Origin of the sequence: Neobacillus niacini, from assembly GCF_023715785.1 — a bacterium.
GTDB lineage: Bacteria > Bacillota > Bacilli > Bacillales > Cytobacillaceae > Neobacillus > Neobacillus niacini_E.
Genome location: NZ_JAMBOX010000009.1, coordinates 13585 through 26611, shown reverse-complemented (window position 1 = coordinate 26611; position 13027 = coordinate 13585). Strand labels below are relative to the sequence as shown.

General features: G+C 43.8%; 16 protein-coding genes and 1 pseudogene. 11 read left to right on the top strand and 6 right to left on the bottom strand.

Annotation, left to right across the window (positions count from 1 at the left end; translation table 11 throughout):
- Nucleotides 1-32: 32 nt before the first annotated feature.
- The 3 genes from M3234_RS16325 (at nucleotide 33) to M3234_RS16315 (ending at nucleotide 2150) form a co-directional block, all read left to right on the top strand.
- On the top strand, nucleotides 33-941 hold the full coding sequence (locus M3234_RS16325) for a hydroxymethylglutaryl-CoA lyase (protein ID WP_262305738.1): 909 nt from the start codon (nucleotides 33-35) through the stop codon (nucleotides 939-941).
- 58 nt (nucleotides 942-999) lie between these two features.
- A complete protein-coding gene (locus M3234_RS16320) occupies nucleotides 1000-1140 on the top strand; it encodes a hypothetical protein (RefSeq protein WP_172799221.1) in 141 nt (46 codons plus the stop codon).
- A 95-nt stretch (nucleotides 1141-1235) separates the two neighbouring features.
- Complete coding sequence (locus tag M3234_RS16315; protein ID WP_262305737.1) at nucleotides 1236-2150, top strand: alpha/beta hydrolase; 915 nt, start codon at nucleotides 1236-1238, stop codon at nucleotides 2148-2150.
- Between the two features lie 22 nt (nucleotides 2151-2172).
- Here M3234_RS16315 and M3234_RS29570 read toward each other — a convergent pair.
- Nucleotides 2173-2382, bottom strand: a pseudogene (locus M3234_RS29570) (iron-sulfur cluster biosynthesis family protein); the annotation flags it as partial.
- Between the two features lie 276 nt (nucleotides 2383-2658).
- On the opposite strand from M3234_RS29570, the gene M3234_RS16305 reads away from it, so the two are divergent.
- From M3234_RS16305 to M3234_RS16285, 5 genes are all read left to right on the top strand, one after another.
- Nucleotides 2659-2865: a CDGSH iron-sulfur domain-containing protein gene (locus M3234_RS16305; RefSeq protein ID WP_066312611.1), complete on the top strand. Its 207-nt coding sequence runs from the start codon at nucleotides 2659-2661 to the stop codon at nucleotides 2863-2865.
- A 189-nt stretch (nucleotides 2866-3054) separates the two neighbouring features.
- Nucleotides 3055-3630 (top strand): TetR/AcrR family transcriptional regulator, encoded by a 576-nt coding sequence (locus tag M3234_RS16300; protein ID WP_262305736.1) that lies wholly within the window; start codon nucleotides 3055-3057, stop codon nucleotides 3628-3630.
- A gap of 53 nt (nucleotides 3631-3683) precedes the next feature.
- Nucleotides 3684-4130, top strand: coding sequence for a PaaI family thioesterase (locus tag M3234_RS16295; RefSeq protein WP_262305735.1), 447 nt, complete (start codon nucleotides 3684-3686; stop codon nucleotides 4128-4130).
- Between the two features lie 24 nt (nucleotides 4131-4154).
- Nucleotides 4155-5525 carry an MFS transporter gene (locus tag M3234_RS16290; RefSeq protein ID WP_262305734.1) on the top strand — a complete coding sequence of 457 codons (1371 nt, stop codon included), beginning with the start codon at nucleotides 4155-4157 and terminating at the stop codon, nucleotides 5523-5525.
- A gap of 96 nt (nucleotides 5526-5621) precedes the next feature.
- Nucleotides 5622-5837: a spore germination protein gene (locus tag M3234_RS16285; protein WP_262305733.1), complete on the top strand. Its 216-nt coding sequence runs from the start codon at nucleotides 5622-5624 to the stop codon at nucleotides 5835-5837.
- Nucleotides 5838-5867: 30 nt separating this feature from the next.
- Here the strand turns inward: M3234_RS16285 and M3234_RS16280 are convergent, their stop codons facing one another.
- Entirely contained in the window at nucleotides 5868-6203 is a 336-nt protein-coding gene (locus tag M3234_RS16280) for a YolD-like family protein (RefSeq protein ID WP_262305732.1), read from the bottom strand.
- Between the two features lie 15 nt (nucleotides 6204-6218).
- Complete coding sequence (locus tag M3234_RS16275) at nucleotides 6219-7478, bottom strand: Y-family DNA polymerase (protein WP_262305731.1); 1260 nt, start codon at nucleotides 7476-7478, stop codon at nucleotides 6219-6221.
- A 153-nt stretch (nucleotides 7479-7631) separates the two neighbouring features.
- On the opposite strand from M3234_RS16275, the gene M3234_RS16270 reads away from it, so the two are divergent.
- Nucleotides 7632-7832: a YqzH family protein gene (locus M3234_RS16270; protein WP_253701299.1), complete on the top strand. Its 201-nt coding sequence runs from the start codon at nucleotides 7632-7634 to the stop codon at nucleotides 7830-7832.
- 126 nt (nucleotides 7833-7958) lie between these two features.
- Nucleotides 7959-9188, top strand: coding sequence for an MFS transporter (locus tag M3234_RS16265; RefSeq protein WP_262305730.1), 1230 nt, complete (start codon nucleotides 7959-7961; stop codon nucleotides 9186-9188).
- 165 nt (nucleotides 9189-9353) lie between these two features.
- On the opposite strand, the gene M3234_RS16260 is transcribed toward M3234_RS16265, so the two are convergent.
- The 3 genes from M3234_RS16260 to M3234_RS16250 form a co-directional block, all read right to left on the bottom strand.
- Entirely contained in the window at nucleotides 9354-9758 is a 405-nt protein-coding gene (locus M3234_RS16260) for a YkvA family protein (protein WP_262305729.1), read from the bottom strand.
- Between the two features lie 69 nt (nucleotides 9759-9827).
- On the bottom strand, nucleotides 9828-10625 hold the full coding sequence (locus M3234_RS16255) for an SDR family NAD(P)-dependent oxidoreductase (RefSeq protein WP_262305905.1): 798 nt from the start codon (nucleotides 10623-10625) through the stop codon (nucleotides 9828-9830).
- A 27-nt stretch (nucleotides 10626-10652) separates the two neighbouring features.
- Nucleotides 10653-11612 carry an MBL fold metallo-hydrolase gene (locus M3234_RS16250; RefSeq protein ID WP_262305728.1) on the bottom strand — a complete coding sequence of 320 codons (960 nt, stop codon included), beginning with the start codon at nucleotides 11610-11612 and terminating at the stop codon, nucleotides 10653-10655.
- A gap of 486 nt (nucleotides 11613-12098) precedes the next feature.
- Here M3234_RS16250 and proC point away from each other — a divergent pair, with 486 nt between their 5' ends.
- Nucleotides 12099-12935 carry a pyrroline-5-carboxylate reductase gene (proC, locus tag M3234_RS16245; protein ID WP_262305727.1) on the top strand — a complete coding sequence of 279 codons (837 nt, stop codon included), beginning with the start codon at nucleotides 12099-12101 and terminating at the stop codon, nucleotides 12933-12935.
- The last annotated feature ends 92 nt before the right edge of the window (nucleotides 12936-13027 follow it).

The following is a 13027-nucleotide window of genomic DNA, read 5'->3' as shown; positions in this document are numbered from 1 at the left end:
ATGGAATGAGGAAAACATGAGGGGGACTATCCATGTTTAAATTGCCTGAAAAAGTCACCATAATTGAAGTGGGTCCGCGTGACGGATTGCAGAATGAAAAATTATTCGTTCCGACAGAAAAAAAGAAACAGTTTATTGCCGCACTAAGAGAGGCCGGATTAAGGGAAATGGAATTGACCTCATTTGTGTCCCCAAAATGGGTGCCGCAAATGGCGGATGCTGCGGAAATTGTCTTTGACAGCCTAGATGAGCGAACCAGAAACATTGTCCTTGCTCCTAACCGCAAAGGCGTCGATCGGGTCTACTCAACCAATTGCAAGGCGGTCGCGGTGTTTGTCGGGGTCAGCAACAGCTTTAATTTAAAAAATATCAACAAAACGACAGCCGACTGCATGGCGGAATTAAAGCCCATCATCAAAGAACTGAAGGAAAAAAATTACTTTGTTCGTGCCTGCATCTCGACAGCGTTTTATTGCCCCTATGAAGGAAAAATCGCCGACACGGATACATTAAAGCTGTGCCGCGAATTTGTCTCTGCCGGGGTTGATGAACTGAGTGTTGCCGACACCATCGGAATGGCGGCACCAACCGAGTCTTACTCGCTTTTTTCAAAATTAAAAGCGGAGTTTTGCCATACGCTCCTCACAGCCCATTTTCATGACACCCGTAAGCTCGGCCTCGCCAATATTTTGGCGGCCTTACAGGCTGGAATTGATCGTTTTGACACCTCGGCCGGCGGGCTTGGCGGATGTCCGTTCGCACCCGGCGCGAGCGGAAATGTCGCGACAGAGGATGTCGTTTATATGCTTGAAAGAATGGGGATTGAAACAGGTGTCGATTTGCAGAAACTGGTGGGTGCCATAGAAATTGTCTCCCCCCATCTTTCACGTGAAATCGAAACCGGTTACTTTCGGCTTCACGCCAAGACAGTTCGTGAATAAACGATTCTCTATTTAAGCATCTTATTAGATGATACGACCTTCGAAGGGAGATTTGTTCATGAGTCAAAAACGGGATAAAGGAAACAGCATGGCAGGGAAGAACTATTCGGATTCAGCTGGAGGCGGCAAACGAATGATGGCTGCCGAAGAAATGGAAAAAGCCCTCCACCCAACAAAGCGACAAAATTCTGAACAATAATTCAAGCCCAAAGCCGCTCATTGGAATAAGCGGCTTTTCTTATGGTAAAATTAACAATGTTAATTTATGTAAATATCCTCTTGGAGGTGCCGTTTTTGAAAAAGGCATTTCGAATCTTGTTCTCTGTATTATTTTTTTGGCTTGCAATCGGTTTATATTTTACCAATCGAATCATGTATATCAAAAAGAAGGATGAGGAGTTTATCTTAAACCGGGAAAAGCAGGCGGGCCGGTTTAATCCTGATGAGTACGACTCTCTACCGAAACGGGATGTGACGATTCGGTCGCCGTTTGGCTACAACATTAAGGCTGTGCTTGCGGAGCCTCATGAAACGAACCGCTATGTTATTATTTCCCACGGTGTCACCGAAAACAAAATCAATTCGGTTAAATATGCGAACCTGTTCTTAGAGCGCGGTTTTAACACCCTGCTTTACGACCATCGCCGCCACGGTGAATCCGGAGGCAAAACCACGAGCTATGGATATTATGAAAAATTTGATTTAAAAGCGGTGGTCGACTGGCTAAAAAAAGAGAAGGGGCCGGACTTGGTCCTGGGAATTCACGGAGTTTCTATGGGGGCGGCAACGATGCTGTTGTATGCCGGACTCCTGGAGGACGGGGCTGATTTTTACATTGCGGACTGCCCGTTTTCCGATTTTAAACAACAGCTTGCCCACGTAATTAAAAGGGATTTTAAAATTTTCCCCGGGCTGTTATTGCCGATTGGGGATGCGTTTCTTAGGCTGCGTGACAAGTATTCAATCCGCCATGTCTCACCGATTTCAGTTATTGAGAACATTAAACATCCGGTGTTGTTTATCCACAGCCGCGACGATGATTTCATCCTGCCATCAATGACCCATGATTTATTTGAACACAAAAAGGGGCCTAAAATGCTGTACATCGCGGAAAATGGCGTCCATGCCCAAGCCTTTGATGAAAACCCTGATGACTACAAACGGGTCGTGGACGAATTTTTGGATAAATACACACAATATGCTTATTAAAACAGACTGCCCACTACTGGGATCAGTCTGTTTTTTCTTTGATAATGAAACTCATGCGGGCGTTTAAAATTTGCTGCGGACTCTTTAGCTGAAAACTATTCGTACTGCTGGAAAAATCAATTTTCATCTGCTCGTCAAAGAAAACGAGCTTTTGTTTCTCCATATAAACCGGCCGATTATTCGTGCTGATTTCAACTTCGTCACTATCTATTTCCCCTGTGAACCACAGGGCTGCTACACCGCTGACCGCTCAGCCACAGCCGTCTGTATCGTATATCAGCTTTAAAAAGCCTTTGCGCCCTGCTGTTTTCTCGTCAATCTTTTTTGCCGCTTCTTCTGTAATGAAAATTTCCATCTTTTTAACACTCCCCTCTTATAGGAATATCATGATTGTAGCATATGTTGAATTGGGCTGTTTTTATTTTGCCTGCAACCTATTGGTTGCATTTTCCTGTTAAACCAGTTATTCTCATGATTAATATGAATTTTTTTAAAGGGGTGCTTGGGGATGTCAAAGGTAACAATCAAGGTTAATGATAATGGATCGCTTAGAATTACCGGTGATGTGGAATTGCTGGATGGCGAGGGCAATGTGTATACAACCAAACCTTCCTTTTCGCTATGCCGCTGTGGCATGAGCAAGAACAAACCATTCTGCGATGGCTCCCATAAAGGGAATTTTGAGTCGCAGGTACGGGTGCCAAAAGAGGATTAAGGTTCAAAGGTTATTAAAAAAACGGCTCAGTTCACTGTGAACTGAGCCATTTTTTTATGCCTAAAGCCAGTTCTTCACAATCCCCAGGAAATTATGATCCTGAGCCGTCATTCTAATGATTGAAATGGCCAAAAAATTCTTTACCGAACGTTCTAATAATGATACAATCTTTTGAAAAGGAGGAAAAAAATGGCTAGACCCAAAGAATTTGATGAAGCCAAAGTTTTGCTTAAAGCAATGGTGCTTTTTTGGCGGAATGGATATGAAAAAACATCCATGCAGGATTTAGTAGACTTTATGAATATACACCGCAGAAGTATTTATGACACATTTGGCGATAAACAGACGCTGTTTCTAAAAGCTTTGCAACTCTTCGAGGAAATTACCGAGAAAACAATCGAACAACAAATTAGACCGAAAAGTTCAGTTAAGTCTGCGATAAGGGGATTATTTGAAATGACCATTTCCTCTACTGATGAAAAACCACCAGGATGTTTAATTATCAATACGGCAGTAGAATTAACATTACATAACCAGGAAATTGCTGACAGGATAAGTAAAAACTTTAGTAAGACAGAAGCATTCATATATGAGCTATTATTGCAGGGGCAACAAAACGGCGAATTGTCCGGACAGCTTGATTTGGAAAAATTAGCTCAATTTATTCATAATTCATTCATTGGGATAAGAGTATTAGTCAAAACCACAGATGATAGGCAAAAGCTTCAAAATATCATTGATTGCACTTTAGCTGTACTCGATTAATCCTTTTCGAATGAACGTTCTAAAAATTCGATTTTAATAGGAAAGGTGAAAATATGAACAAATTAGAAGGTTTAAAGAAAATGATCACGGGTGAAACACCTGGCCCTCCAGTAGCCGAGGTACTTGGTTTTAAAGTGATAGAGGTTGAAGAAGGCAGAGTTGTTATAGAATTGGAAGCAACTGAACGACTTCATAATCCGATGGGTACATTACACGGCGGAATCTTGTGTGATATAGCTGATGCTGCGATGGGATATGCTTTTTCCAGTACGCTTGCCGATGATGAACTTTTTACAACCGTAGAAATTAAACTAAATTTCCTTAAACCTGTTTTTCATTCGAAGCTTCGAGCTGAGGGGAGATTAATTAAAAAAGGTTCCTCAGTTGGATTGCTGGAATGTCAAATATTTGATGAACGACAAAGTCTCGTGGCGCATTCCACAAGCACATGTATGGTTTTGAAAGGAATCTCCGCAGGAAAAAGATTAAAAAAAGATTAATTTTATTAAGCAAGGAGGAATATAATGCCGTCTATTTCAATTGCTTCTTCCCAAACTGAAAGCAAGGTGGATTTACCAGAGAATAAACTCATTCTTATATGGAGTATTACCACCTTGCTGGTAGTGATGAATACGACAATGTTTAATGTTGCCTTGCCCTCCGTACTTAAAGACTTTTCCTTAAATTCATCAACGGCATCATGGCTTGTTTCCGGTTATTCCATCATGTTTGCCATTTCAACGTTGACTTTCGGCAGACTATCCGATTTTATCCCTCTATCGAGACTGCTGCTCTATGGAATTAGCATTTTAGGAATCGCATCGGTGATCGGTTTCTTTTCAACTCATTTTTTTATCTTATTAGGAGCCCGCATTCTTCAGGCCGCCGGGGCAGGCGCAGTTATGGGACTCTCGATGATCATGGCCGGACGCTATATACCTCTCTCAAGGCGAGGAAAAGCAATGGCCATGATTGCTTCTGCTGCCTCATTGGCATTTGGCCTAGGTCCTGTAATAGGTGGAGTCATTACTCAATATTTAGGATGGAAGTATCTTTTCGCTGTCACTGGCATTTCAGTCCTTTCTCTCCCTTTTTTCCAAAAGCTATTGCCTAAAGAGGTAATTACAAAAGGGCGTTTCGATTTATATGGTGCTATTCTAACGGGACTTAGCGTTACAGGACTGCTGGTTTTTCTATCCACATTTTCATACGGCATTTTATTAGGGACGGTTGTTCTTTTTGTAATCTGGTGGCTCTATCTTCACAGGGTGGAAAAGCCGTTTATTCCACCAGCACTCCTCAGAAATAAACAATATTTAAAACTGCTTTTTATTGGTTGTTCAGCCTTTTTCATAAATTTTTCAAATTTGTTTTTAATGCCAATTATTCTTACAACTGTATTCGTAAAAGAACCTGCACAGGTAGGGATGATTATTTTTCCAGGCGCCATTTTTGCGGTGATTGCCGGGCAATTTATAGGAAGACTCATTGACCGTTTTGGGAATGCACCATTCATTATTTTTGGGCAATTATTTTTAGTAAGCGCCACTGCCCTATTTGCATGGTTATCCACCCTAAATCCCACTTTCATTCTTTCAATATATATGTTCGCAAGCATTGGCTTCACTGCACTTTCAACGAGCATTTCCAACGAGATAACGAGGATCCTGCCAATGACTGAAATCGGTTCGGGAATAGGAATCGCCCAATTAATCCAATTTTTTGGCGGCGGGCTAGGAGTGACAATTTCCGGATTATTGCTAACCATTCAAGATGGTTTACCTTTAGAAATTGTTTATCGGAATATTTATATTTGCCTATCCTTTGTGATCATTTTAGCGGTATTAATGTACGGTTTATATGATCGAAGGGCTGGGTTAAAGCAGCCGAATTGAAAAAATAAGACTTAATAACACCGTCGCACACATGCAGGCATTTGGACAATCACAAACCTTAACTCATAATAAAATAGGGTAAGGACGGTGATGGACATGTCACACTCGATCAATATCGGTCGATTTAAGGTACAAGCACTTTCTCATAACGCCAACATTAATTCTGGCGGAACCACTCAAAACAGCCATACTTCCAACGTTACCATGGTTGGCGGCAATTTTAGTTTCGGCGATGGCTGCCGAAATTCCTTCACAACTATTAATTGCGGTACTATAGCGACCTCAAATGAAAACTCTGCCGAAGATTCCTAGGCAACGAAATTAGTTATTGGACTGCTCATTTTATTTATCAGTCAGCCGGATGTCGGCAATTGTCTTAATCGGAATCCGGTGTACTTCCTGAAATCTATCGATGACATGCAGCTTATGTGCGAGTTCATCCCAGTAATGGATTTTTCCAATCACGATTTCATAATTTCGGTGCCGATAATGGGTAATCGTCACGTATTGGTCGAATTCAATGGCTTCGGATAAGGTTTCATTCATCATCTCAAGCTGCTGTTCATCCATTTCCTTTTGTTGTTCATACTGGTCTTCCTTGACCCAATCCCTGAGCATTTTTACATGCTCTGGGAGCATCATCGACGTCCATTTGATTCTTCCGCGGTCGCGAATCATTTGCTTTCCCCCTTCCTACATCTTATGCCCGCCCACAAGTGAAGCCCGGTGCTTGGCCGTGCCTCCAGCCGTGTAGGAAACAGCCCGCAGCAAGGAGCCGGGGCCGAAGCGGCGGCGGACCGAGTCGACGACATAGCCAAGCTCCCGCCGTTTGTAGGCACCCTGATCAAACAGATCAAGTTGTAGTTCGCAATCATCGACAATGTTGGCAAGTGAAATTGAAATTTGCCGGACCGTTTTGCCGCTGTAATGCTCATGAAACAGCTCCAGACAGACTTGGTAGAGGTCCATCGTGACGTTGGTCGGCTGCTCAATCGACCGGGAGCGGTGAAAGCCGCCGCCAAATTCATCCTGACTGTAGCCGATGCCAAGGCTGATGGTCCGCCCTGCCTTTCGCCGTGTTCTAGCCCGCTTGGCTACCTCCTCACACATCTCCAAAATGACATGCTTGATTTCCTCTACATCTTTATAATCGCGTAATAGAATTTGACTTTTGCCAAAACTGATCTGCCCTTCAATAATCGGTGCCCCTAAATCGGACAGGTCGACTCCCCAGGCGTGATAATAAAGCTGATTGCCCATGATGCCGAATTTTTTTTCCAGTTGTTTCAAATCATAACGGGCCAACTGGCCGACCGTAAAAATGCCCATACCGTTTAATGTTTTCTCGACACTCCTGCCGATGCCCCACATTTCCCGAAGCGGCGACACCTTCCACAGCTTTGTTTGGACATCATCATAGGTCCACTCGGCAACTCCATGGTTCTTGGCCTCCAGATCGAGACAAAGCTTTGCCAACAGCATATTCGGGCCGATGCCGACGGCGCATGGAAGCTGAAACTCGCGTTCAATATCATTCCGGATTTTTTCCCCAATCGTCCGGGCATCGCCCCATATTTCCATCGCGCCGTCCACTTTAATAAAGCTTTCATCGACACTGTAGGTGTGGATTGCCTCTTTTGGCACATAGCGGTTAAACACGCGGCTGATTTCGGTTGAAATCCGCAAATAGGTGGCCATTTTCGGCTCGACCAATTGAATCCTTGGATCCTTTGGAATTTCAAAAAGCCGTGAGCCCGTTTTGATGCCAAATTCTTTTTTCAGACGAGGGGAAGCGGCTAGCACGACACTCCCCTGCCGGTCCTTGTCGCCGACAATCGCGATATAGCACTCCAATGGATCAAGCCCGAGCATGACAGCGGAGCAGCTGGCATAGAAACTCTTCATGTCGACACATAAAATTTTATTGTGCGGTAACGTGCTGTAATCGACCATGATTAATCCCTCACAGTTTTAATTTCGAACATTTGTTCTTTATTAGTATATTTATTATCATAAGCGAATATTCGTTCGCATTCAATGGAAATTTTTTGAGGATTACCAAATATGGCTAATCCGCGAAAAAAGGCTATAATGGGGGTGAGGTGCATGGTTATGGAGAAAAAGCTGGTCGTGAAGATGATAAAAAATTGCTTTAAACAATATTATAGGGGTGATTCCCTGCCAGTTGACGATCAAGAAATGGAGGAACTGGTCAAGCGGATTCTCCAAACGAAACACGAAGAACCGGCGGCGGATTTGTATGAGGTTGTCAATGATATGGTGTATGAATATTTAACAGGCTCATAGTTGAGTCATATTTTTATGGCAGAGTACATATTTTTCGAGTTCAGAAATAAATATTTCTTTTTTTTCTCAATCGGTAGTAAGATATGGATATAAAAATTTACCAGTTTCATTGTAAAGGAGAATTTTATGAGTCAAACTGCCGTGCTGTCCCAACAAGCACCAAAAGCATCCCAAGCAACCATATACAAAATCCTATTTATTATTGGGCTTTGCCATATGTTGAACGATGCGATTCAAGCCGTTGTCCCGGCAATGTTTCCAATTCTTGAAAAATCAATGAGATTATCCTTCACCCAACTTGGTATCATCGCCTTTTCCCTGAACATGGTTTCGTCCGTCATGCAACCTGTCGTCGGCATGTTCACTGATAAAAAACCGATGCCCTACGCCCTGCCAATAGGTTTAACCTTTACGTTGTTTGGCGTCCTTGGTTTGGGGTTTGCGCCATCGTTTGGAATGGTCGTGTTATCAGTCCTGTTCATCGGGCTTGGTTCAGCCGTGTTCCATCCGGAAGGGTCAAGGGTGGCCTATATGGCTGCCGGTAACCGAAGAGGGCTTGCCCAATCGATTTATCAGGTCGGCGGCAATACCGGCCAGGCGTTTGCACCGTTGATTACTGCTTTAATCTTAGTACCGCTGGGGCAAATTGGCGCCTCATGGTTTTCGATTGTGGCCGCGCTTGCCGTCATCCTATTAATCTATATCGCGAATTGGTATAGTCAGAGACTACTGGCTGCCCCAATTAAGAAAAAGCAAAGCAGTGCCAGCCAACAAACTGGTGTGTCTAAAGAGGTTAAACGTGCATTAGTCTTAATCCTGTTGCTGATTTTTGCAAGGTCTTGGTATATTTCCGGAATGACCAACTTTTATGCTTTTTATGGAATAAAGGAGTATGCTCTTACCATTAAAGAATCGCAGCTTTTCTTGTTTGCCTTTTTAGTGGCAGGCGCATTTGGCACCTTTTTTGGTGGACCGCTTGCCGACCGCTTCGGAAAGAAATCTGTCATTTCATTTTCAATGCTGGCGACAGTGCCGTTTTCCATCCTAATTCCGAATGTGCCCCAAGTGGTGGCGTTTATTTTGCTTATTTTGACAGGGTTTATCTTGATGACGAGTTTTTCTGTTACAGTCGTTTATGCGCAGGAACTCGTACCTGGTAAAATTGGCTTGATGTCCGGCCTGACCGTAGGACTCGCCTTTGGGATGGGAGCGATTGGCTCCGTCGGACTCGGGCTTATTGCGGACTTGATTGGACTTCAATCAATGATTATTGCGCTAGGCGTCCTTCCGCTAATAGGATTAACCGCCTTTCTTCTGCCAGCCGACCAGAAGGTACGGGAGTGGAATCAGGTTTAAAGAGATAAATGAAAACTCGCCGATTGGCGAGTCCGTTAGGACGATGACAGAGGCGTAGTTGAATTTGTGCGACATAGGAAAGTGTAAAATTTGGTAAAAATTTTATACTTTCCTATTAGCTAAAAAACAGGCCCCCGGTAACGTTACTCGCTGCCGGGGGCTTTGCTATCCAAGTTTTTTATCAATATCTGACGTATCGACATGATCTCCAAACCAGTCTGCTAATTTTTCTTTTGCTTTATTTTTAATTTCATCATCAATATGCATGGCCACTTGCAAAAGGGCTATTCCCAATGCCCCCAGGTCATCTGTGTAACCGACCCCGATCGCAAAATCAGGAATTAAATCCAATGGTAGGATGAAATAACCCAAAGCTCCTATAATGACGGCTTTTGTTTTAGCCGGCACTTCCGGTTTTTGCAGAGTAAAATAAAGAAGCAAAACTGCATAAACAACAGACGAACCCGCTTTTTTAGCAAATTTTTTTAGTTTGTCCCAAAATTTTTCATCAGAAAAGTTTTTACTAGAGGCTTCCATAGCCTTTTCCAATTCTTCTTCATTTATTGCCATTTTAAACCATCCTTTCCTAAGAGGCAGGATTAAAACATTTTAAACTCTATGGTAAAAAAGTAACGACTTTTACTTTTTATTTAATACCCTCTTGCCAATCCGCTCAAACAGCCGCGGGAACAAAACGTAAACCACACTGCCCATGTTCATCCACCGCGGCAGGTTAATCTCCCGCGTTTTTGTCAGCATGCTGCTGACAACCTTATGTGCGACATATTCCGGTTTCAGCATGAATTTCTGGACATTTTTTACATACGTGCCCTTTTCATCAGCGATCGTAAAGAAGTTGGTCGCAATTGGACCCGGGTTTACGGAAGTTACTCCAACATTGAAATCATCAAGTTCCATCCTTAGTGAATTTGTATAGCCAAGGACCGCATGCTTGGAAGCCGAATAGACACTTGATTTCGGGGTGGCAATTTTTCCAGCCTGCGATGCAATGTTGATAATATGACCAAAGCGCCGTGCACGCATTTTCGGAAGGACCATGCTTGTACAGGCCATCAGCCCGACAACATTGACCTCAAACATCCCTTTAATTTCATTAATGGTAGCCTCATGCGCCTCGCGGAACACCCCAAATCCGGCATTATTGACAAGAACGTCGACATCTCCAACTGATGCAAAAATTTGCTCGAATACCTGCTTTACCTGATCCGTATTCGCGACATCCAACTGAAAAACTTCGACGTTTATTTGATATTTTTGCTCAAGCTCGCTTTCAAGCTGCTGCAATTTATCGATGCTGCGGGCAAGCAGGACGAGATTGGCCCCGCTTGCGGCACAAAGTCGAGCAATCTCCGCCCCAATTCCCCCAGAAGCGCCGGTAATCACAATATTTTTCCCTTTTACTCTTTCATTCACTATTTGAGCACCTCATCTAGTCGGCCTTGCTTATTTTGCTTGATAAAGCACAGGCAGTGTATCATTACTTATAATTTCACCGATGGATGCCAAATAGTCAAGCTGGGCGACCGTCTCCGAGATGGTCAGCATCAATTCCCGCTTATACACTTTCGGAAATAGACGTTTGCAGATTTCAAACACTGTCATATGTTCTTCCTTCAGCCAACTGTTGACGGTCATCGCTCGGTCATGCTGGCGGATAAGCCTTTTTTCCACCAATTCCGCAAGCTGATAGACCTCCTCGCCATGCCCGGAATAAACTAATTTAATTGGATATGACAACAGCTTTTGCATCGAATGATTATGCTGCAGCTGCGGTTTTGGCCGTTCGGTTTCCCCAGGTGCATGCGGCTCCAGCAATGGGTTTGGCGAAATATGCGCAATAATGACATCGCCGCCAATCAGTGTTCCATCTTGCTCGCGGAACAGTGCAATTTGGCTTTGGGCGTGACCCGGTGTTTCAATCACTTGCCACTCGGAAAGTCCAGGCGGACGCATGCCTTCTGACATCCTGCCTGTTAGCGGGCGATTGCCCAGTTGCGACGCAGCCTTTTTAAAATTTTCCAAAGACTTCAAAAATTCCCCCGGCAATCCAAACTCTTGAAACAGTTCAAGGAAAAAATTCTTCTGTTCCTGAAAGAAGTCTTCGGTCGGCTGAAGCCAGCGCTCATTCAGCTGGTGGCCGTACACCTCAAGTGAATCAGGGAAAAAATCAAGCAGCCCAGAATGGTCCGGATGATGGTGGGTCAAGACGACCTGTTCAATATCCTTCGGCGCTAAATTTAACTGTGCTAATTGCGAAGTCAGCGAATTCCAGGCTTCCTCCGTTTTCGGACCGGCATCAACAAGCGTCAACCGCTCGCCTTTGACCAAATAAACATTCACATCTCCTACTGGAAACGGAGTCGGGAGACTGATTTTGGCAATTCCATTTTTCCATTCTGTCATTTTTTTTAAGCTCCTAACGTTATAGTTAAATAAAGAAACCATATTCGGCAATTGTGAATATTATGTGTCAAATGGTATATAAACTTAAGTGTAGCGATTTTTGGAAGAATTGTCATTATTTCTGCATAGTGTTTCTGGAAAAATTTAAAAATTCTATAAATTTTCCACTTGACAGACAGGCTGTTTTTCAAGCATAATCACTATTAAAAATTTGAATCATTTCATGCAATGAATAAGGCCAGTAGATGGGAAATGGCGAAAGAGAGTGAAGTCCAAAGGCTGAAAGGCTTCACCGCCCGCTTGAGCATTGAACCTACCTTATGAGCATTTAGGCAAACCTAACGTATTCCGGCGTTAACGGTGTTAGAGTGAATCCTTGAATGGTTAAGGATTCAATGAAGGTGGTACCACGGAAGATCAGACCTTTCGTCCTTTGCGGATGAGAGGTCTTTTTGTTTTTTCATAAATATAATGGAGGTAATTTTCATGAACAAAATAGCAATTGTTGGCGCGGGTTCGATGGCGGAAGCATTCATTTCCGGAATTCTTGAAAATGGATTGATAAATAGAAATAATGTGTGGGTGACGAATAACTCAAATAAAGCGCGGTTGGCTGCACTGGAAGAACGTTATGGAATCCATGGCACGTATGATTTGGACGCTGTTTTTGCAGGTGCGGATATTGTGATGTTATCCATGAAGCCAAAAGATGCGGCCTCGGCGATTGAGTCTATTCGTCAGTATATAACTGAGGGAATGCTCATCGTGTCCGTTCTTGCCGGGGTTTCAATGAATAGTATTGAGGCGCTTGCAGGAAAATCGCTTTCGATTGCCCGGGCGATGCCAAACACATCGGCTGCGGTCGGAAAATCAGCAACGGCGATTGCCGTGAATCAACGTGTTTCCGAGCAACAGCTGGAAATGACAAAGCAGCTGTTTGGCACGGTTGGATTGGCAGCGTTTGTGGAGGAGTCGCAGCTGGATGCGGTAACAGGCCTGTCCGGAAGCGGACCTGCCTACATCTATTATCTGATTGAAACGATGGAAAAAAGCGCAGTCGAAATTGGCCTTGAAAAAGGGATGGCCAAGGAACTGATTGTCCAAACGTTGATTGGCGCAGCGGAGATGGTGAAGAATTCCTCGAAATCACCGGAGCAATTGCGGCGGGAAGTGACTAGCCCAGGCGGGACCACAGAAGCTGGCATCCGCGTCCTTGAGGAGCACGGCATGCAGCAGGCATTCATTTCATGCATCAAAGCCGCCACAGCCCAATCGAAACGAATGGGCGAGGCGTTGTGTTCAACGTTAAAGGTTGGCAATTAGTTTCAATAGAGCTCCTGAAACGAAACGATCATATAAATAGCTAAATGGAAACTCGCCGATTGGCGAGTCCGTTAGGACGAAGACAGAGGCGT

Bases quoted from the DNA above. Each gene is read 5' to 3' on its own strand.
- M3234_RS16325 (WP_262305738.1), top strand. From the start codon at position 33: ATGTTTAAATTGCCTGAAAAAGTCACCATAATTGAAGTGGGTCCGCGT.
- M3234_RS16320 (WP_172799221.1), top strand. From the start codon at position 1,000: ATGAGTCAAAAACGGGATAAAGGAAACAGCATGGCAGGGAAGAACTAT.
- M3234_RS16305 (WP_066312611.1), top strand. From the start codon at position 2,659: ATGTCAAAGGTAACAATCAAGGTTAATGATAATGGATCGCTTAGAATT.
- M3234_RS16300 (WP_262305736.1), top strand. From the start codon at position 3,055: ATGGCTAGACCCAAAGAATTTGATGAAGCCAAAGTTTTGCTTAAAGCA.
- M3234_RS16295 (WP_262305735.1), top strand. From the start codon at position 3,684: ATGAACAAATTAGAAGGTTTAAAGAAAATGATCACGGGTGAAACACCT.
- M3234_RS16290 (WP_262305734.1), top strand. From the start codon at position 4,155: ATGCCGTCTATTTCAATTGCTTCTTCCCAAACTGAAAGCAAGGTGGAT.
- M3234_RS16285 (WP_262305733.1), top strand. From the start codon at position 5,622: ATGTCACACTCGATCAATATCGGTCGATTTAAGGTACAAGCACTTTCT.
- M3234_RS16280 (WP_262305732.1), bottom strand. From the start codon at position 6,203: ATGATTCGCGACCGCGGAAGAATCAAATGGACGTCGATGATGCTCCCA.
- M3234_RS16275 (WP_262305731.1), bottom strand. From the start codon at position 7,478: ATGGTCGATTACAGCACGTTACCGCACAATAAAATTTTATGTGTCGAC.
- M3234_RS16270 (WP_253701299.1), top strand. From the start codon at position 7,632: ATGGTTATGGAGAAAAAGCTGGTCGTGAAGATGATAAAAAATTGCTTT.
- M3234_RS16265 (WP_262305730.1), top strand. From the start codon at position 7,959: ATGAGTCAAACTGCCGTGCTGTCCCAACAAGCACCAAAAGCATCCCAA.
- M3234_RS16260 (WP_262305729.1), bottom strand. From the start codon at position 9,758: ATGGCAATAAATGAAGAAGAATTGGAAAAGGCTATGGAAGCCTCTAGT.
- M3234_RS16250 (WP_262305728.1), bottom strand. From the start codon at position 11,612: ATGACAGAATGGAAAAATGGAATTGCCAAAATCAGTCTCCCGACTCCG.
- proC (WP_262305727.1), top strand. From the start codon at position 12,099: ATGAACAAAATAGCAATTGTTGGCGCGGGTTCGATGGCGGAAGCATTC.